Raw genomic sequence first — 19,989 nt, forward strand, 5'->3', positions numbered from 1 at the left:
CCGGGACAGGCAGTCATGGAACCGAAGGAACCGGCCCTCCCCGCCATCGTCGAACCCGCGGCCGGACCGGATTGCCTGATCGGAATCGACATCGGCGGGACATGGATCAAGGGTGCCCTCGTCGATTTGGGCAGCGGCACTCCGGCCGGTGGCGTCCGCCGCCTGAGGACACCCGCCGGCGGCAGGGTTGATGAGGTGGCAGAGACCCTGGACCAGCTCATTCACGAGCTCGAAGGCGAAAGCCCTGGGCCCGGGGACCGTTCGGTCGGCATCGCTGTTCCCTCGATAATCCAGCGTGGAGTTGCAAGGTCCGCAGCGAACATGGATGAAGGCTGGATCGGGCTCGATGTCCAGTCCTACCTGCTGTCACGGCTTGGCCGGCCTGTTTGCGTGGTGAACGACGCTGACGCGGCCGGCATGGCAGAGGTCCGTTACGGCGCGGGCAGGGGTAACCACGGCGTTGTCCTGGTCCTGACCCTGGGGACAGGCATCGGATCGGCGCTCATCGTCGACGGCAGGCTGGTGCCCAACGTCGAGCTGGGCCATCTGGAGGTGGGCGGCCGCAAGGCAGAATCCCGGGCATCGGCCGTGGTCCGAGAAACTGAAGGCCTCAGCTGGCCGGAGTATGCCGGCAGGCTGCAACGGTACCTGGCCCATGTGGAGTTTCTCTTCTCGCCCGACCTGATCATCATTGGCGGCGGAATTTCGGCCTGCAGCGATGAATACATCCCGCGCCTCTCATTGCGCACTCCGGTCATTCCCGCCGGCCTGGAGAACTCCGCAGGCGTGGTGGGCGCTGCCCTGCAGGCCCACGAGTCGATCCTGGACCTGGGTGGCGAAAGTGACGTGGGATACTTCGGTACAGATGCCGCCGGATGGGCCGGCGGCGGGCGGAAGGGGCTGTTGCATGCAGGGAACCGTTAATGAGGACGAAGAGGCGCGCCGGTCAGTGCTCGCAACACTGGCCCGCGAGCGGGACCTCGGCCTCCAGGCGGATCCGGATTTTGACCGCCGGCTTGAGGAGCACTTCCCCACGCTCCGCAGCCTCTTTCACTCGCTCTACGGCGCCCGGCAGGACTGGCTGGAACAGTTGTCCGCGCTGGTGGTCCAGAGCGCACGCTCGTGGCAGGAGCGTTCCCCGGAGCTGAAGGCGCTGGACGCCGAACGCGAGGAGGCCCCGGAGTGGTTCCAGTCCAACGGGATGCTGGGCGGCGTCTGCTATGTGGACCGCTACGCCGAAAGCCTGGAAGGAGTGCGCAGCCGCATTCCCTACTTCAAGGAACTGGGCCTCACCTACCTGCACCTGATGCCGCTGTTCCTGGCGCCCGATCCCCACTCGGACGGGGGCTACGCCGTCTCCAGCTACCGCCAGGTCAACCCGAAACTGGGCACCATGGAGCAGCTGCGGTCCCTCGCGGCGAAACTGCGCGCCAACGGGATCAGCCTGGTGGTGGACTTCATCTTCAACCACACCTCGGACGAACATGAGTGGGCCCGGAAGGCTGCCGCGGGCGACCCGGAGTACAGCGACTACTACTGGATCTTCCCGGACCGGACCATGCCGGACGCCTTCGAGGCGGACGTGCGCGAAATCTTCCCCGAGAACCACGCCGGATCCTTCATCCAGATGGACGACGGCCGGTGGGTTTGGGCCACATTCCACACCTACCAGTGGGACCTGAACTACTCCAACCCGGAGGTTTTCCGGGCCATGGCGGCAGAGATGCTGTTCCTGGCCAACCAGGGCGTGGACATCCTGCGCATGGACGCGGTGGCCTTCATCTGGAAGCAGCTGGGCACCCCCTGCGAGAACCTCCCCCAGGCACACACGCTGCTCCGGGCCTTCAACGCGGTCTGCCGGCTGGCGGCGCCGTCACTGCTGTTCAAGTCCGAGGCCATCGTGCACCCGGACGAGGTGGCGCTGTATATCGACCCCGCAGAATGCCAACTTTCCTACAACCCCCTGCAGATGGCCCTGATCTGGGAGTCCCTGGCCACCCGGGACGTCTCGCTCCTGGCCCAAGCGCTGGAACGCAGGCACAACATCCCCGACGGCACGGCCTGGGTAAACTACGTCCGCAGCCATGACGACATCGGCTGGACCTTTGCCGATGAGGACGCGGCAGAACTGGGCATCAACGGCTTTGACCACCGCCGTTTCCTGAACTCCTTCTACGTCAACCGGTTCCCGGGCAGCTTCGCCCGCGGCGTCCCCTTCCAGGACAACCCCAAGACGGGTGACTGCCGGATTTCGGGCACGACGGCGTCCCTGTGCGGCATGGAGGTGGACCCGGCTGAGGCGGTGGAACGGATCCTCCTGGCCCATTCGGTGCCGTTCAGCACCGGCGGCATCCCGCTGCTGTACCTGGGTGATGAAGTGGGCCAGGTCAACGACTACTCCTACGCGTCCGAGCCGGGCCACGAGGAGGACAGCCGCTGGGTGCACCGGCCGCACTTCCCCGCCGAACAGTACGCCCGCCGGGACGACCCCGCCACCGCGGAAGGCGCGATCTACGCCGGACTGAAGCGGATGATCGAGGTCCGGGCCGGCACCCCGGAACTTGCCGGGACCACGCTGGTGGATTTCCACACGGACAACCGTTCGGTGCTGGCCTACCAGCGCCCTGGGGATGGGGAAGGCGCCGGAACTGTCCTTGCCCTCGCCAACTTCGGCGACTCAGCCCAGACCCTCCCTGCGGAAACCTTTGCCGGCTTCGCTGCCGCCGCCGTCGACCTTCTCTCCGAAGCCACCCTGCAGCTGGACGACGGCGTCACCCTCCTCCCCCGGCAGTACCTCTGGCTGCGCGTCACCTCCGCCTAACCCGCGCCTCCCCAACCAGGTAGCAGCAGGTGTCGGTTTGGGGGCCCAAAACAGCATCTGCTGCTACTCAGTTGGGCGGGCGGGGCGGGACATGAAACCATACGGATCATGGCCTCCAAGATTGCGTACCAGGGTGAGCCCGGCGCCAACTCCAATATCGCGTGTCAGCAGATGTTCCCGGACATGGAAAGCGTGCCGTGCGCCAGCTTCGAGGACGCCTTTGAACTGGTGACCACCGGTGAAGCGGACCTGGCCATGATCCCCATCGAGAACTCCATCGCCGGCCGGGTGGCGGACATCCACATCCTGCTGCCGCAGTCCAACCTGCAGATCGTGGGCGAGTACTTCCTGCCCATCCACTTCGACCTGCTGGGCATCCCGGGCAGCACCATCGAGGGTGCCACCGAAGTGCACAGCCACATCCACGCCCTGGGCCAGTGCCGGAAGCTGATCCGCGAACATAACCTGAAGCCCGTCATCGCCGGCGACACCGCCGGATCGGCCCGCGAAGTGGCTGAGTGGAACGATCCCCGCAAGCTCTCCCTGGCTCCCCCGCTGGCCGCCCGGATCTATGGTCTCGACGTCCTGGCCTCGCGCGTGGAGGACGACCCCTCCAACACCACCCGCTTCGTGGTCCTGGCCCGCGAGACAGCGCTGCCGGCCAAAAATGAACTTCCCGGACCGGCAGTCACCAGCTTCGTGTTCCGCGTCCGCAACGTGCCTTCGGCCCTTTACAAGGCTCTGGGCGGGTTCGCCACGAACGGTGTGAACATGACCCGTCTGGAGAGCTACATGGTGGGCAACGAGTTCGCGGCCACCATGTTCATGGCCGACGTCGAAGGCCACCCCGAGGACCTGCCGCTGAAGCTGGCCCTCGAGGAGCTGGACTTCTTCACCGCCGAGGTACGGATCCTCGGCGTGTACCCCGCGGCTGACTACCGGGCGGCAGCCACCGCCTGACGCGGCTGTGCGGGTGCCGCGTTGGCGAGGGGCTTGAGCAGCGGCCGGAAGAAGGCGCCGAGCTCGGCGGTTGCGGTCAACGGCAGGACGGTGGCCACGTACTGGTCCGGGCGGACCACCACCACGGCGCCGGCACGGTCGATGCCGCGCAGCTCGAAGATGTCCGCAGTGGGATCCGTTGCGTACACCTTTTCGTAGTCCGTGAGCTTGAACGGGCCCACCTGCGGCTTGAACACGGCAGGAACGGCACCGATGTCGACGGCGGTGTGCGGCTGCTGGTAAATAACCTTCAGGTCGAACCACGCATCCGGGTCGGCGCCGGCAGGCGTGGCAGCCAGCGGAGATTCGGGTGAGTTAACGAACCACTCGGCAAGCTTGTCCGTGGTGGAGTCCGTGCCGGGCAGGGCCTGGTCCGCGAAGACGTAGATCCGCCACCGGCCGTCAGCCGTAGCGTGGTGGCCCAGGTGGATGGGGTTGGTGTCACCCACGCGGACGGCGGGTGCGGACTTGAACCGCTTGCCCACGGGGAAGCCGGCGGCAAGGCCCTGGTGGTCCGCCGAACCGATAATCAGGGACGGCGCGTATTGGGTCATGAAACCTGCAGGGAACTCGGCGGTCTGCACATAGAAGTCCTCGAGGTCGGAGGGGTGCTCGAACTCCTCCGGCTTCTTGGCCATCATGGTGGACCACTCCTTGTCGAAGTCGATCAGGTTCTTGGCCACCACCTGCCGCTCCTCGGAGTAGGTGGCCAACAGGCTTTCCGGGCTCCGGCCTTCCAGCACGTGCCCCAGCTTCCAGGCAATGTTGAACCCGTCCTGCATGGAGACGTTCATGCCCTGCCCGGCCTTGGCGCTGTGGGTGTGGCAGGCGTCGCCGGTGATGAACACGCGCGGGGTGCGGGTGCCGCGCTCCGCGGGCAGGACGTCGTCGAACCTGTCCGTGAGGCGGTGGCCCACCTCGTACACGCTGTGCCATGCGACGTTCCGTACATCCAAGGTGTACGGGTGCAGGATCTCGTTGGCCTTGGTGATGATCTGCTCGATGCTGGTGTTGCGGACGTCGTGGTGGGTGGCAGGATCCACTTCGCCCAGGTCCACATACATGCGGAACAGGTAGCCGCCCTCCCGCGGAATCAGCAGGATGCTGCCCTTTTCGGCCTGGATGGCGCATTTCGTGCGGATGTCGGGGAAATCGGTGACGGCCAGGACGTCCATGACGCCCCAGGCATGGTTGGCCTGGTCTCCCGCCAGGGTGCAGCCGATGGCCGTACGCACCTTGCTCCGGGCGCCGTCGGCTCCTACCACGTACTTTGCACGGACCGTCCGTTCCTGGCCCTCGTTGCGTCCGGCGGTGTGAAGCAGCGTCACGGTGACCGGGTAGTCCCCCTCGGTGCCGACCGTGAGGCCCTGGAAGTCATAGCCGTAGTCGGGCTTGAGGCGGGTGGGTGAGTTGGCGGCAAACTCGGCAAAGTAGTCGAGCACCCGCGCCTGGTTCACGATCAGGTGCGGGAACTCGCTGATCCCGGTTTCGTCATCCACGGCACGGGCGGCGCGGATGATGTTCGCGTGGTTTGCGGGGTCCGGCTTCCAGAACGCCATCTCCGTGATGCGGTAGGCCTCGGCGATGATCCGCTCCGCGAATCCGAAGGCCTGGAAGGTTTCGACGCTGCGCGCCTGGATCCCGTCAGCCTGGCCGATAGCGAGGCGCCCCGGACGGCGGTCAATGATCCGGGTGGAGACATTCGGGAACATGGACAGCTGGGCGGCGGCGAGCATTCCGGCGGGGCCGGTGCCGACGATGAGCACGTCCACTTCCTCCGGGAGCTCCTCGGGGCGGTTCAGGCCGACCCCGGCCGCCGGCTGGACGCGGGGGTCACCGGATACATATCCGTGGTGGTGGAACTGCACGGGCTTTCCTCACTTCTTTGTGGATGAGTCTCGGGCAGTGTTCTATATCAGAACACTAGATTCGATAATCGAAAACTATAAACTTGATTTCCACTGTACGCCGGATGTGACGGGGACGACAAGTGGCTCTGGAAGTGCCCGAAAAGCGCAGGAAAACCGGGGGTTGACGGACGCCGGAAATCTATAGATAGTGATCGTATACGATTTCGTACCTGATGAGGAGATGCTTTGGAGCAGGTCAACGGCGACACCCTGGCGGCAGCACGCAAGGTGGTCGCGGTGCACATCAACTACCCCAGCCGCGCTGCCCAGCGCGGCCGCACTCCGGCGCAGCCGTCCTACTTCCTCAAGCCTTCCAGCTCGCTGGCATTGAGTGGAGGCCCCGTCGAGCGCCCTGCCGGCTGCGAACTCCTCGGCTACGAGGGCGAGATCGCGCTCGTCATCGGGAAGGCTGCCCGCCGCGTCAGCATTGACGACGCGTGGAGCCACGTCGCCGCCGTCACCGCCAGCAACGACCTCGGCGTGTACGATCTCCGCTGGGCGGACAAGGGCTCCAACCTCCGGTCCAAGGGCGGCGATGGGTTCACCCCGGTGGGCCCGGCACTGATTCCGGCAGACGCCGTCGACCCTTCCCAACTCCGGATCCGCACCTGGCACAACGGAGAGCTGGTCCAGGAGGACACCACCGCGGACCTGCTCTTCCCGTTCGCCCGGCTGGTGGCGGACCTCTCCCAGCTGCTCACCCTTGAAGAAGGGGACATCATCCTCACCGGCACCCCGGCCGGCGCGTCCGTGGCCAAACCCGGCGACGTCCTGGAGGTTGAAGTGGGCACCGTGGACGGCAACCTGACCACCGGCCGGCTGGTCACCACCGTTGAGCAAGGCACGACGGCGTTCGCTGAGTTTGGTGCCCAGCCCAAGGTGGATGACCTGCAGCGGGAGGAAGCCTACGGGTCCCGCGAAGCCGCTGGGCTCCCCGCGCCCAAGCCCGCCCTCTCCGCCGAGTTGAAGGCGAAGCTGGAAAGCGTCGCCACGGCCACCCTGTCCTCCCAAATGCGCAAGCGCGGCCTTAATAACGTCAGCATCGACGGGCTGCAGGCCACCCGGCCGGACCGCCGCGTGGTGGGGCTGGCCCGGACGCTGCGCTACGTGCCCAACCGCGAGGACCTCTTCAAGACCCACGGCGGTGGTTTCAACGCCCAAAAGCGGGCCATCGACTCCGTCAACGAGGGCGAAATCCTGGTCATGGAAGCCCGCGGCGAAAAAGGAACCGGCACCGTGGGCGACATCCTGGCCCTGCGCGCCCAGGTCCGCGGCGCCGCGGCCATCATCACCGATGGCGGCGTCCGCGACTACACCGCTGTAGCCGGCCTGGAGATGCCCACCTACTTCGCCAACCCGCACCCCGCCGTGCTGGGCCGCCGCCACATCCCCTGGGACACGGACATCACCATCGCCTGCGGCGGCGCCACGGTCCAGCCCGGCGACATCATCGTTGCCGACTCCGACGGCATCCTGGTGATCCCGCCGGCGATCGCCGAAGAACTCGTCGATGACTGCATCCAGCAGGAAAAGGAAGAAACCTTCATCTTCGAGATGGTCAAGCAGGGCAACAGCGTGGACGGCCTCTACCCCATGAACGCCGAATGGCAGGCGAAATATAAGGAATGGGCTGGCAATAATGACTGAAACCATAGCCGACCTCCCTGAGGCCACTCCCGGCAGCAAGTCCCAGCAGGCCTACCAGGCCGTCAAGGCACGCATCGTGGAGGGCACCTACACTCCCGGTTACCGCCTGGTCCTGGGCGCCATCGCAAAGGACCTCGGCTTCAGCGTGGTGCCGGTCCGGGAAGCGATCCGCAGGCTGGAAGCCGAAGGCCTGGTGACGTTCGAACGCAACGTCGGCGCCACCGTGGCGGGCATCGACCCCACCGAATACCTCTACACCATGCAGACCCTCAGCATCGTGGAGGGTGCCGCAACGGCACTCTCCGCACCGCTGATCGACGGCCAGTCCATCGCCCGGGCCCGGGCGGTGAACCAGGAGATGCGCGAGTGCCTGGAGCACTTCGACCCGGTGCGCTTCACCCAGCTCAACCAGGACTTCCACAGCGTCCTGTTTGAACACTGCCCCAACCCGCACATCCTGGACCTTGTCCACCGCGGCTGGAACCGGCTGGCCGCGCTCCGCTCCTCCACCTTCCGCTTCGTCCCCGGAAGGGCACGCGACTCCGTGGAGGAACACGAAAACCTGCTGCACCTCATCGAGACCGGGGGAGATGCAGACGACATCGAAAAAGCGGCCCGCCGGCACCGCACCGCAACCCTGGACGCTTACCTCGCCCAAACCAACTAGTACGCAAAAGACAACTTGTACGGATAGAACCCAGTTAGGACTTCAACGATGACGACCTCGGTAGAAACCACCAAGCACTACGTTCCGGATGACCTGCCCACCCACATCCAGCACTACATCAACGGCCAGTTCGTGGACTCCGTCTCCGGCAAGACCTTCGATGTCCTGGACCCCGTGTCCAACCGGAACTACGCCACCGCCGCGGCCGGCCAGAAAGAGGACATCGACCTCGCCGTGGCCGCCGCCCGCGAAGCGTTCGTGAGCGGACCCTGGCCCAGAATGAAACCCCGCGAACGCGCCCGGGTCTTGAACAAAATCGCCGATGCCGTCGAGGCCCAGGAAGCCCGGCTCGCCGAACTGGAAACCTTCGACACCGGCCTGCCCATCACCCAGGCCAAAGGCCAGGCCCTGCGGGCGGCCGAGAACTTCCGATTCTTCGCGGACCTGATCGTTGCCCAGTTTGACGACGCCATGAAGGTCCCCGGTTCGCAGATCAACTACGTGAACCGCAAGCCCATCGGCGTCGCAGGCCTGATCACGCCGTGGAACACGCCGTTCATGCTGGAGTCCTGGAAGCTCGCCCCGGCCCTGGCCACCGGCAACACCGTGGTCCTCAAGCCCGCCGAATTCACACCGCTCTCGGCCTCGCTCTGGGCCACCATCTTCAAGGACGCCGGCCTGCCCGATGGCGTCTTCAACCTGGTCAACGGCCTGGGCGAGGAAGCTGGCGATGCCCTGGTCAAGCACCCTGACGTCCCGCTGATTTCCTTCACCGGCGAAACCACCACCGGCCAGACGATCTTCCGGAACGCCGCCGCCAACCTCAAGGGCCTGTCCATGGAACTCGGCGGCAAGTCCCCCTGCGTGGTGTTCGCCGACGCCGACCTCGACGCCGCGATCGACTCCGCGCTCTTCGGGGTCTTCTCCCTCAACGGCGAGCGCTGCACCGCCGGCTCCCGCATCCTGGTGGAGCGCGCCATCTACGATCAGTTCTGCGAAAAGTACGCCGCCCGGGCCAAGAGCATCGTGGTGGGTGACCCGCACGATCCCAAGACCGAGGTGGGCGCCCTGGTCCACCCGGAACACTACGAAAAGGTCGCATCCTACGTAGAGATCGGCAAGTCGGAAGGCCGGCTCCTGGCTGGCGGCGGACGGCCGAAAGGCCTCCCAGAAGGCAACTACATCGCACCGACGGTGTTTGCCGACGTAGCCCCCGACGCCCGGATCTTCCAGGAGGAAATCTTCGGGCCCGTCGTTGCCATCACCCCGTTCGAGAACGACGACGAAGCCCTCGCCCTGGCCAACAACACCAAATACGGCCTTGCGGCCTACATTTGGACCCAGAACCTGACCCGGGCGCACAACTTCTCCCAGAACGTGGAGGCCGGCATGGTGTGGCTGAACAGCCACAACGTACGCGATCTCCGGACCCCGTTCGGCGGCGTGAAAGCCTCCGGCCTGGGCCATGAGGGCGGCTACCGCTCCATCGACTTCTACACCGACCAGCAGGCCGTGCACATCACGCTCGGCAGCGTCCACACCCCCAAGTTCGGCAGCATCGAAGACTCCGCCGCCAACGAGGGCTAACCCCTTACTTCCTGAAGAACCTGCTCAAAGAAGAGAGACCATCATGACCAACTTCGTTCCCACCCCCACCGTCCCGGCACCGGACATCGTCCGCTGCGCCTACATGGAAATCGTGGTCACCGACCTCGCCAGGTCCCGTGAATTCTACGTGGACGTCCTGGGCCTGCACGTCACCGAGGAAGACGAGAACAACATCTACCTGCGCTCCCTGGAGGAGTTCATCCACCACAACCTGGTCCTCCGCAAGGGCCCGGTGGCCGCCGTCGCGGCCTTCGCCTACCGGGTCAAGTCCCCCGCCGAAGTGGACGCCGCCGAGGCCTACTACAAGGAACTGGGCTGCCGGGTGGAGCGCCGCAAGGAAGGCTTCACCAAGGGCATCGGCGACTCCGTCCGCGTGGAGGACCCGCTGGGCTTCCCCTACGAGTTCTTCTACGAGGTGGAACACGTGGAGCGCCTCACCCAGCGCTACGACCTCTACTCCGCCGGCGAACTGGTCCGCCTGGACCACTTCAACCAGGTCACCCCCGACGTCCCGCACGGCCGCAAGTACCTCGAAGACCTGGGCTTCCGCGTCTCCGAAGACATCAAGGATGCCGACGGCGTCACCTACGCCGCGTGGATGCACCGCAAGCAGACCGTCCACGACACCGCCCTCACCGGCGGCAACGGCCCCCGCATGCACCACGTCGCGTTCGCCACCCATGAGAAGCACAACATCATCCAGATCTGCGACAAGATGGGCGCCCTTCGCATCAGCGACCGGATCGAACGCGGCCCCGGCCGGCACGGCGTGTCCAACGCGTTCTACCTCTACATCCTGGACCCTGACGGCCACCGCATCGAGATCTACACCCAGGACTACTACACCGGCGATCCCGACAACCCCACCATCACCTGGGACGTCCACGACAACCAGCGCCGCGACTGGTGGGGCAACCCCGTGGTCCCCTCCTGGTACACCGAGGCCTCCCTGGTCCTGGACCTGGACGGCAACCCGCAGCCCGTCATCGAGCGCGAGGAAAAGAGCGAGATGGCGGTGACGGTGGGCGCCGACGGCTTCTCCTACACCCGCAAGGAAGGCTCCCCCGAAGGCGACCGGACCGGCTTCAAGCTGGGAGTGCAGGTCTAGGACATGCTGGAGCCGAAGACGATTGAGGCCATCGCGGATGAGCTGGTGGAAGCCGGCCGGACCCGCACCCCCGTCCCCCGCCTGACCGCCCGCTACCCGGAGATGACGGTGGAGGACTCCTACGCGGTGCAGCAGCTGTGGCGGCGCCGGAACGAGGACGCCGGCCGGACCCTGGTGGGGCGCAAGATCGGCCTCACGTCCAAGGCAATGCAGGCTGCCACCGGCATCACCGAACCGGACTACGGCGCCATCTTCGATGACATGGTGCTGGAGACCGGCTGCTCCGTGGAGTGGGACCGGTACACGCATCCGCGGGTGGAGGTGGAGCTGGCGTTCGTCCTGAAGGACGGTCTCAAGGGCCCCGGAGTGACCATCTTCGATGTCCTGAAGGCCACCGACTACGTGGTTCCGGCCCTCGAGATCCTGGACTCCAGGATCGAGATGGAGGGCCGGACCATCGTGGACACCATCTCGGACAACGCGGCCATGGGCGCCATGGTGATCGGCGGCAACCCCGTGAAGCCCGATGCCGTGGACCTCCGCTGGGTCTCCGCCATCCTGTACAAGAACCAGACCGTGGAGGAGACCGGCGTGGCAGCCGGCGTCCTGGACCACCCCGCCAACGGCGTCCACTGGCTGGCCAACAAGATCGCCGCCCACGGCGACGCACTGAAGGCCGGCGACATCATCCTGGCCGGATCCTTCACCCGTCCCATGTGGGTCTACAAAGGCGATACCGTCCATGCAGACTACGGACCCCTGGGGAGCGTCACATGCCGTTTCGAGTAGAAGACACCTTCCGCTCGGCCCTGGCTGCCCAAAGGGGCGAAGCAGGCCGGCCGCTGGCCGGCATGTGGGTGTGCTCCGGCAGCCCGCTGATCGCGGAGCTGTGCGCCGGGGCCGGCCTGGACTGGCTCCTGGTCGATGCCGAACACAGCCCCAACGGGCTCGAGTCGATCCTGGCACAGCTGCAGGCCATCCACGGCTACCCGGTGCACACCGTGGTCCGGCCGCCGGTCAACGACACCGTGGTGATCAAGCAGTACCTGGACCTCGGCGTGCAGAACCTGCTCATCCCCATGGTCAACTCACTGGCGGAAGCCGAGGCTGCCGTGGCGGCCACCCGCTACCCGCCGCAGGGCGTCCGCGGCGTCGGCTCGGCCTTGGCCCGCGCCGCCCGGTGGAACCGCGTCCCCGGTTATCTGGCGCGGGCCAATGAGACCATCAGCGTCACCGTCCAGATCGAGTCGACGGCGGCCGTCGAGGCAGTGGAGGACATCCTCAAGGTTGACGGCGTGGACGCCATCTTCGTTGGCCCGTCCGACCTCGCAGCCTCCATGGGGCTGCTGGGCCAGCAGGAACACCCCGAGGTGCGCGCCGCCGTCGAACACTGCCTCTCCGCCGCCAAGGCGGCCGGCAAGCCTGCCGGCGTGAACGCCTTCGCCCCCGCCACGGCCCGGCATTACCTGGACAACGGCGCCGGCTTCATCCTGGTGGGCGCCGACGTCGCCCTCCTGGCCCGCGGTTCCGAAGCCCTCGCCGCCCAGTACATCCCACAGGCCGACGGCGGCACCCCCGCCAGCTACTGACCTTCCCCTTCCCAAAGGACTTCTTCCATGACAGTTACTTCTGCGCTTTCCCCTGCCATCTCACCGGAGCGTGAAGCATCGTTGCTGGCTTCCGTGCCCACCGGCCTGCTGATCAACGGGAAGTGGGTGGAGGCGTCCGACGGCGGCACGTTCGATGTGCACGATCCCGCCACCGGGGAGGTGCTCGCCACCCTCGCCTCCGCCACCAGCGAGGACGCGGTTGCCGCGTTGGACGCGGCCGACGCCGTGCAGGCTTCGTGGGCGCGGACTGCGCCCAGGGTGCGGGCCGAGATCCTGCGCCGTGCCTTTGACCTGGTCACCGAACGGGCCGAGGACTTCGCGCTCCTGATGACCCTGGAAATGGGCAAACCCCTGGCCGAAGCCCGCGGCGAAGTGGTTTATGGCGCCGAGTTCCTGCGCTGGTTCGCCGAAGAAACCGTCCGTGACTACGGCCGCTACCTCACCACACCCGAGGGCAGGAACAAGATCCTCGTCCAGCACAAACCCGTCGGCCCCTGCCTGCTCATCACACCCTGGAACTTCCCGCTTGCCATGGCCACCCGCAAGGTGGCCCCCGCCGTCGCCGCCGGCTGCACCATGGTCCTCAAGCCCGCCAAACTCACCCCGCTCACCGCCCAGTACTTCGCGCAGACCATGCTCGACGCCGGCCTGCCCGCCGGCGTCCTGAACGTCGTCGCTTCCTCCTCCGCCTCCGGGATCTCCGGGCCGCTGCTCAAGGACTCCCGACTCCGCAAGGTCTCCTTCACCGGCTCCACACCTGTCGGCAAACGCCTGATGGCCGACGCCGCCCAGAATGTCCTGCGCACTTCCATGGAGCTGGGCGGGAACGCCCCATTCATCGTGTTCGAGGATGCCGACCTCGATGCCGCCGTCGAGGGCGCCATGGCCGCCAAGATGCGGAATATGGGCGAGGCCTGCACCGCCGCCAACCGCTTCCTCGTCCACGAATCCGTCGCCTCCGAATTCACCGCCAAGTTCGCCGCCGCCATGGGCAACCTGGCCACCGGCCGCGGCACCGACCCCGCCACCCAGGTCGGCCCGCTCATCGACGCCGGCGCCCGGGCGGACGTGCACGCCCTGGTGGCTGCCGCCGTCGGCGGTGGGGCAACAGCCGTCACCGGCGGGGCACCCGTGGACGGTCCCGGCTACTTCTACCAGCCCACGGTCCTGGCTAACGTGCCCAACGACGCCGCGATCCTGGGCCAGGAAATCTTCGGACCCGTCGCCCCCGTCACCACCTTCAGCACCGAAGAAGACGCCATCCGGCTCGCCAACAACACCGAGTACGGCCTCGCCTCCTACCTCTACAGCCGCGACTTCAACCGCCTCCTCCGCGTCGCGGAACAAATCGAGTTCGGCATGGTCGGCTTCAACGCCGGCGTCATCTCCAACGCCGCAGCACCCTTCGGCGGCGTCAAACAGTCAGGCCTCGGCCGCGAAGGCGGAACCGAAGGCATCGCCGAATACACCACCACCCAATACATCGGCATCGCAGACCCGTACGCGAGCTAAAAGCTGAAACAGCGCCACGCAGGGCACACTTTCAACGCACCAAAAACGGCGGGACCCCGGAAACCCGGGATCCCGCCGTCGTTCAGTGCCCAAAAGCATGCTCGGCGTGACGCCGACACAACCAAGATGGCGTTTAGGCCTGCCGGAATACTTTCCGGGAAACAGCGAGGCTGGCGGTGGCGATTGCGGCGACACCCACAAGGTAGTAGCCGGGGACCAGGAGAGAACCGGTCCTGTCGATGAGCCAGGTGAGGATAAACGGAGCGAACCCGCCGAACACCGTGACGCCGATGTTGTATCCCAGGGACAGCCCGGTCGAGCGGATGCGTGCCGGGAACATGGAAGACATGATGGCCGGCAGCGGGGCGAAGTATGCCGTGGCCAGGACCGAAAGGATCAGTTCAACCAGAACCATCATGGGCAGGCCCGGGGCAGCCATGAGCAGCAGGAACGCCGGAATACCGATGAGGATGGTTCCGACAGCAGCCCACGTCATAACCCGGGCCGGCCCTGCCTTGTCGGCGAGCATCCCGATGAAGGGTGAGCCGATGCTCATGACAACCCCGAAGATCAGAGTGGAGACGAACGCCGCAGTCTTGGGCATGCCGAGGTTGACGATCGCGTAGGTGGGCATGAACAGCGCAATGTAGACACCCACCGAACCCAGGGAAACGACGCCCACGATCGCCCACAGGCGGCCGCCGTTGCCGATGAGTGTTTCCTTCAGCGGCGCCTCGGACCGTTCCGTGGCCATGAACTCCGGGGTTTCCTTCATTTTCGAGCGGATGTACCAGCCAACGGGTCCAATGGCCAGCGCGAAGATGAAGGGAAGCCGCCAGCCCCAGGATTCCAGCGACTGGACGCTGAGGTAGGTGTTCAACACGAAGCCGAAGATTCCGGCTAGCAGTATGCCTGTGCCCTGCGTTGCCACCTGCCAGCTCGCGTAAAACGCCTTGCGGTTGGGGGCGTACTCGATGAGGTAGGCCGTGGCCGTGCCGAACTCCCCGCCGGTTGCGAACCCCTGCAGGAGGCGGGCAACGAGCACGAGGATACTCGCGGTGATCCCGATGGCCACCGCTGTGGGCGCGAGAACAATGAGCAGGGTGCCGATGAACATGACCAGGATGGAGACCATCATGCCGGCCTTGCGGCCGGCCCGGTCGGCGTAGCGGCCGATGATGATGCCGCCGAGCGGGCGCATGATGAAAGACACTCCGAAGGAAGCGAACGTCAGCAACAGGGAGGCGGTTTCATTGGTGGTGGGGAAGAACAGCTTGGAGATGGTGACGGCGAAAGTGCCGTAGACGATGAGGTCGAACCACTCCAAACCGTTCCCGATAGCCGCAGCAACGACTGCTTTCTTGGCATTCTTCAGTTCAGCCGCACCGGCAGCTGGGGCCGGGGCTTCCGGCGTTACGGGACCCGGCCCGACGCTCCTGACTGCTTCGTGACTCATGGCTGTGCGTTCCGTTCAGTAGTGGAGAGGTGTGCGGCGAGGTTGTGCAGGAACTCTTCGCAGGCTGCGATCTGGGTGAGTTCTATGTATTCGTTGGCGGTGTGGCCCTGGTCCATGCTGCCCGGGCCGCAGACCACCGCATCGATTCCGGCCCTCTGGAAGATGCCGGCTTCGGTGGCGTAGACAACGGTCTCCTCGGCGTCGTTGCCCGTCAACGCCTGGGCCAGTTCAAGCGCGGCGCCGGTGCCGTGCGGGCTGAGGCCGGGAACAGCGCCCAACGGTGTCATGCAGATATCTGCGGCGGGGTTTTCATGCTGCATCTCGGCCCGCAGGAGCGCGATGTGGTCCTCGATCCGGGAAATAACGGATGCCGGGTCGTCGCTTGGAATGGTCCGGAACTCGAATTCGAACTCGCACTTTTCGGCCACGGTGTTCACGGCGGCACCACCGGAAACCACGCCGACATTTGCCGTGGTGTACGGAACCACGAAGCTTTCGTCGAATGGGCCGGAGAGCCTGTGCTCGTCAGCCAGCGAGCGGATAAAGGCAATGGACCGGGCCGCGTACTCAATGGCGTTGACGCCGGTGGGTGTCATCGATGAGTGGGCGGCGCGTCCGCTGGCCGTGACGCGGTAAAGCTGGCTGCTCTTGTGTGCCGACACCGCACGCATGCTGGTTGGTTCGCCCACGAAACACAGCCGCGGCAGGATGCCTCGTGCGCTCAGTTCCCTCACGAGGGCAACAGCACCGTGGCAGCCGACTTCTTCATCGTAGGTCCAGGCGAGGTGGAGCGGCTCGAGCAGGGGACGGGACAGGAATTCGGGCAGGACGCCCAGGATCGCGCCGCTGAAGGCCTTCATGTCCGTGGTTCCGCGCCCGTAGAGCCTGCCGTCGCGGATCTCGGGCGAAAACGGTTCGCTGGCCCAATCCTGGCCGTCCACGGGGACGACGTCGGTGTGGCCGGCGAGCATTATTCCGCCAGTGACGGAACCATCCCGCGCCGGGATGGTAGCGAAAAGGTTGGCCTTGGTTCCCTCCGGGTTCGGCAGGATAACGGGGGCCAAGCCGTGGGCGCTGAGCGCGGCTGCCATCGCATCGATCATCGGAAGGTTGGAATTCCGGCTGGTGGTGTCGAAGGAGACGAGCTTGTTGACCCAGTCGAGGGTGGGTGCGGTAGGGGCACTCGAAGTTGGTTCGGCAGAGGCCGTGGCAAGGGTCGTCACGTGAAGGTCCTTGGATTCAGGGAGAAGGAGGAGAGCAAACCTGACGCAGGTGCAGGAAGCCCTGTGATCGGCCAGGAGTACTGAGTCGCAGGCCACATCCCTTCCAGTATTTACTGGAGCTTCACGCGAGTCAACACTTTAGAGTGGATTTATTCAATTAAATGAACAGAACGGAGCTGCGGTTCAAAAAGTGGGGGGCGTCATGGCGCCGATCAAGGCTGCGTCTTCCAAAGTCGGGTTCCGGTACCAGTGCGGCAGCGAGGAGTCATAGGTGAGGGAATCGCCCTCCTCAAGGTCGTAGCCCACGCCGTTGACGCAAACATGCAGACGGCCTTGCACCACGGTGACGCATTCCTCGCCAGGGTGCCTGAACGGTGCGTCCTTGTTGTCCCAGCCCGCGCCAATTTGGGCCCTCAACATCCCAAGCTGTCCGTGCATATGGGGCGTGAGGAGCTCGTACACCAGATTGTCCTCAGCGACCTCAAGACGCCGCCGGTCCGTTCGTCGGACAAGCGCGCCAGCCTGGTCCCCCGTGTCGAAAAACCGCCCGACGGGCACTTTGAGGGCCTGTGACAGCTTGATCAACGTGGTCAGGGAAGGGTTCCCCTGGCCACGCTCTATCTGGCTCAGCAGCCCGGGGCTGAGCCCGGCGGCAGCAGCCAAACTTCCGATGCTGTAGCCCGAGTCCTTCCGCAACTGCAGAACCAGGGCCCCGACCGCCGTCATTGCGCGCTCGGCCTGATCGTCGGCGCCGCGCGGTTCTATGTCGCTGGCAGGGTGCGGCGCGTGGCTATGCATAAATTCCATGTTCCAGTTAATTGAAGGAATGGTCAACATAATGAACGACGGCGAGGGCCGGGTCAAGGGGCAAGGAGGCCGTGCGCCAGGGCTGCTTTACTGCCGCTGCCTTGCGCTTCCCCGAACAATTAATTCGCAGGGAAAAACAACCTGGCGCGCGGGCTGGCCGGGGGAAATAATGCGGTCCACCAACATCCGGGCTCCTATCCGGGCCATTTCACGGCTCGGCTGGCGGACCGTGGTCAGGCTGAAGGACTCCCAGGCCGCCATGTCGACGTCGTCATAGCCGATGACCCAGCAGTCCTCAGTGTCCATCCCATGGGCACGCAGGGCGTCCAGCGCACCGAAGGCCATGAGGTCGTTGGCGCAGAACACCGCCTGGGGCCGGTCCGCCCGGGAGAGTAGCCTGCTCATGACCTGCGACGCGATGTCGTGCGAAAACCTGCCGTTGAACCGGAGGTGCTCCGGCACGGCATGTCCCTGCTCTTCCATCCTGCTCAGGAACCCCCGGCCCCGCTCGCGGGTGGTGCTCGCGTTCTCGGGGCCTCCGATGAAAGCCACTCGGGTCCTGGAGTTGGACAGCAGGTAGTCGGCCACGGCCGCGCCGCCGTCAGCGTTGCTGCTGGTGACCTGGTCGCAGTCAAGGCCCTCTACTATCCGGTTGATCAGAACGATCGGGCTGTTCTTTTCGATCGCTGCCTGCAGCTCGATCGAGTCTTCGGTTGCGGTGGTAAAGATGACGCCATCCACCGCGTGTTCCCGGATGGCCTTCAGTGCGTCCTTGTGGCTGCCGCCGCCGGCGTTCCAGATGACCACCCTGAAACCGGAGGTATCCAGTTCCTGGGTGAGTTCGTCGACGGCCTCAGAGTAGAAGGGGTTGTTCAGGTCTGCCACCACCACCCCAATGGTGTTGGTTCGCCTGGTCTTCATGGCCTGGGCACCCGCGTGCGGGACATAGCCGAGCGTCTCCATAGCTGCCTGCACCCGGGCTTTGGTTGCCGCCGACAGTTTCGGGGATGAGGACATGACCCGGGAGACCGTGGCCTGTGAGACGCCGGCCAGTTCTGCGACGTCGCGGCTCGTTACCATCGGTCGCGTCCTCCTTGCTTCGTAAGTTACTTTCGGGCGGGCACGCTGAATGAAGTCCCGGCCTTCAGACTAGCCAATCATCACTGCCCGGGTCCTCCGGCACCCGGCTTGCCGCCGGGTGTCGAAGGATCCCGGAGAAACGGCAGCCTACCGGGTGGTTGTGGGATCGTGTTCTGCGCTGAGTCCCTTGCGGAGCCGAACCCGGGGCGCGGTCTCAGGCGACCAAAGAGCGCCCACGATGGTGATGAGTGAGGTGACCACCATGTAGAGCGCGACCAGCCAGTAGCGGTCGAAGCCCGGGCCGATAAGCGCGGTGGCAATGAGCGGAGCAAACCCTCCGGCGAAAACGGCTGCCACCTGGGGGCCCACTGAAGCGCCGGAGTAGCGGAGCTTGGGTTCGAAGAGTTCGGTGAAGTAGGCCGGTTCCACGGAGTAGCAGAGGTCGCGTCCCACGTTGCAAGTCAGGATCAGTACGAGGAGGACCATGAAAAAGTCACCGGTCTGGACGGCCCAGAAGAAGGGGAACGCCATGAGTAGCATTGTGACCGCACCGGCGACCACGGTGTAGCGGCGGCCCCAGCGGTCTGATACCCAACCCCAGAATGGAATCGAGAAGACGCCCAGCCCGGCCATGATCATCGTTGCCAGCAGGATGGTGTTCTTTTCCAGCAGCACTGCAGGACCGTATGCGAGCAGGAAGGTGGTGTAGATGTAGTAGTTCGCGTTTTCCGCGAAGCGCATCATGATGACCTTGAGAATGGTAAGCGGCCGGGTCTTGACGACCTTGACCACCGGCATCTTCTCGATCTCACCCTTGCGCTTGATCTCTTCAAAGGCCGGGGATTCGTCCACCTTGCTGCGGATGTAGAAGGAGAGCACCACCAGCAGGATCGACACCAGGAACGGGATGCGCCATCCCCAGGCCACGAAGGCCTCTGGTGAAATCAGGTAGCCCATGATGTAGAAGGCGCCGTTTGCCAGCAGCGTTCCTGCCGGCACGCCGATTTGCGGCCAGGAGCCGAAGAATCCCCGCCGCTTGGCCGGGGCGAACTCCGTTGCCATGAGCGCCGCGCCGCCCCACTCTCCGCCAACGCCGATGCCTTGGATGATGCGCAGAAGCACCAACAGGGCGGGAGCTGCGATCCCGATGGAAGCGAAGTTGGGCAGGCAGCCAATGAGGAACGTGCCTCCGCCCATCAGGCCCAGGGTCATCATGAGCATCTTCTTACGGCCGAGGCGGTCGCCGAAGTGGGCGAAGATGATGCCGCCGATGGGGCGGGCCGCGAAGCCGATGGCATAGGTGCTGAAGGACAGCAGGATGCCCACGAAGGGGCTCGCGTTCGGGAAGAACTGGCTGTTCAGGATGATGGCTGCAGCTACGCCGTAGACGTAGAAGTCGTACCACTCGATGCAGCTGCCCAAGACTGATGAAACAAGGGCTTTGCGGCGCATCTTCGGGTCAATTGTGGGTGGCGCTGCGGTTGTCGTGGGGGTGCTCACTATGAGACTCCTTTGTCTTCGACCGGACAGTGACGGCAGCC

Annotated in this window: 16 protein-coding genes; 10 read left to right on the forward strand and 6 right to left on the reverse strand. The window is 65.3% G+C overall.

The window, feature by feature from the left end:
* Positions 1 to 15 precede the first annotated feature (15 nt).
* The 3 genes from ppgK (at position 16) to FBY33_RS03390 (ending at position 3,781) form a co-directional block, all read left to right on the forward strand.
* Positions 16 to 924, forward strand: coding sequence for a polyphosphate--glucose phosphotransferase (gene ppgK / locus FBY33_RS03380; protein ID WP_142029299.1), 909 nt, complete (start codon positions 16 to 18; stop codon positions 922 to 924).
* Positions 908 to 2,821: an alpha-amylase family glycosyl hydrolase gene (locus tag FBY33_RS03385; protein WP_142029300.1), complete on the forward strand. Its 1,914-nt coding sequence runs from the start codon at positions 908 to 910 to the stop codon at positions 2,819 to 2,821. Before ppgK ends, FBY33_RS03385 begins: the two co-directional genes overlap by 17 nt.
* 108 nt (positions 2,822 to 2,929) lie before the next feature.
* Positions 2,930 to 3,781: a prephenate dehydratase gene (locus tag FBY33_RS03390; protein WP_142029301.1), complete on the forward strand. Its 852-nt coding sequence runs from the start codon at positions 2,930 to 2,932 to the stop codon at positions 3,779 to 3,781.
* On the opposite strand, the gene FBY33_RS03395 is transcribed toward FBY33_RS03390, so the two are convergent.
* Positions 3,757 to 5,688, reverse strand: coding sequence for an FAD-binding monooxygenase (locus FBY33_RS03395; RefSeq protein WP_142029302.1), 1,932 nt, complete (start codon positions 5,686 to 5,688; stop codon positions 3,757 to 3,759). The genes FBY33_RS03390 and FBY33_RS03395 overlap by 25 nt on opposite strands.
* A gap of 228 nt (positions 5,689 to 5,916) precedes the next feature.
* Between FBY33_RS03395 and FBY33_RS03400 the strand changes: the two genes are divergently transcribed.
* Genes FBY33_RS03400 through FBY33_RS03430 form a run of 7 tightly spaced genes read left to right on the forward strand, consistent with a single transcriptional unit; the run spans position 5,917 to position 13,882 of the window.
* Positions 5,917 to 7,377 (forward strand): fumarylacetoacetate hydrolase family protein, encoded by a 1,461-nt coding sequence (locus FBY33_RS03400; protein ID WP_142029303.1) that lies wholly within the window; start codon positions 5,917 to 5,919, stop codon positions 7,375 to 7,377.
* On the forward strand, positions 7,370 to 8,044 hold the full coding sequence (locus tag FBY33_RS03405; protein WP_142029304.1) for a GntR family transcriptional regulator: 675 nt from the start codon (positions 7,370 to 7,372) through the stop codon (positions 8,042 to 8,044). The genes FBY33_RS03400 and FBY33_RS03405 overlap by 8 nt, the downstream gene beginning before the upstream one ends.
* Positions 8,045 to 8,092: 48 nt before the next feature.
* The gene (hpaE, locus tag FBY33_RS03410) at positions 8,093 to 9,631 is read left to right on the forward strand and encodes a 5-carboxymethyl-2-hydroxymuconate semialdehyde dehydrogenase (RefSeq protein WP_142029305.1); all 1,539 of its coding nucleotides are present in this window, start codon (positions 8,093 to 8,095) and stop codon (positions 9,629 to 9,631) included.
* A gap of 43 nt (positions 9,632 to 9,674) precedes the next feature.
* Entirely contained in the window at positions 9,675 to 10,760 is a 1,086-nt protein-coding gene (gene hpaD, locus FBY33_RS03415; protein WP_142029306.1) for a 3,4-dihydroxyphenylacetate 2,3-dioxygenase, read from the forward strand.
* Between the two features lie 3 nt (positions 10,761 to 10,763).
* Positions 10,764 to 11,549: a 2-oxo-hept-4-ene-1,7-dioate hydratase gene (gene hpaH, locus FBY33_RS03420; protein WP_142029307.1), complete on the forward strand. Its 786-nt coding sequence runs from the start codon at positions 10,764 to 10,766 to the stop codon at positions 11,547 to 11,549.
* A complete protein-coding gene (locus tag FBY33_RS03425) occupies positions 11,534 to 12,349 on the forward strand; it encodes an HpcH/HpaI aldolase family protein (RefSeq protein WP_200831308.1) in 816 nt (271 codons plus the stop codon). The genes hpaH and FBY33_RS03425 overlap by 16 nt, the downstream gene beginning before the upstream one ends.
* A 27-nt stretch (positions 12,350 to 12,376) precedes the next feature.
* Complete coding sequence (locus FBY33_RS03430; protein WP_142029308.1) at positions 12,377 to 13,882, forward strand: NAD-dependent succinate-semialdehyde dehydrogenase; 1,506 nt, start codon at positions 12,377 to 12,379, stop codon at positions 13,880 to 13,882.
* Between the two features lie 133 nt (positions 13,883 to 14,015).
* On the opposite strand, the gene FBY33_RS03435 is transcribed toward FBY33_RS03430, so the two are convergent.
* The 5 genes from FBY33_RS03435 to FBY33_RS03455 all read right to left on the reverse strand — a co-directional run bounded on the left by FBY33_RS03435 (position 14,016) and on the right by FBY33_RS03455 (position 19,948).
* On the reverse strand, positions 14,016 to 15,338 hold the full coding sequence (locus tag FBY33_RS03435) for an MFS transporter (RefSeq protein ID WP_142029309.1): 1,323 nt from the start codon (positions 15,336 to 15,338) through the stop codon (positions 14,016 to 14,018).
* The gene (gene argE / locus FBY33_RS03440) at positions 15,335 to 16,561 is read right to left on the reverse strand and encodes an acetylornithine deacetylase (RefSeq protein ID WP_142029310.1); all 1,227 of its coding nucleotides are present in this window, start codon (positions 16,559 to 16,561) and stop codon (positions 15,335 to 15,337) included. Before argE ends, FBY33_RS03435 begins: the two co-directional genes overlap by 4 nt.
* 183 nt (positions 16,562 to 16,744) lie before the next feature.
* The gene (locus FBY33_RS03445; protein WP_200831309.1) at positions 16,745 to 17,368 is read right to left on the reverse strand and encodes a helix-turn-helix domain-containing protein; all 624 of its coding nucleotides are present in this window, start codon (positions 17,366 to 17,368) and stop codon (positions 16,745 to 16,747) included.
* A gap of 87 nt (positions 17,369 to 17,455) precedes the next feature.
* Entirely contained in the window at positions 17,456 to 18,448 is a 993-nt protein-coding gene (locus tag FBY33_RS03450; RefSeq protein WP_142029311.1) for a LacI family DNA-binding transcriptional regulator, read from the reverse strand.
* A gap of 147 nt (positions 18,449 to 18,595) precedes the next feature.
* Positions 18,596 to 19,948 (reverse strand): MFS transporter, encoded by a 1,353-nt coding sequence (locus FBY33_RS03455; protein ID WP_200831310.1) that lies wholly within the window; start codon positions 19,946 to 19,948, stop codon positions 18,596 to 18,598.
* Positions 19,949 to 19,989 lie beyond the last annotated feature (41 nt).

Source organism: Arthrobacter sp. SLBN-112, assembly GCF_006715225.1.
Lineage (GTDB): Bacteria > Actinomycetota > Actinomycetes > Actinomycetales > Micrococcaceae > Arthrobacter.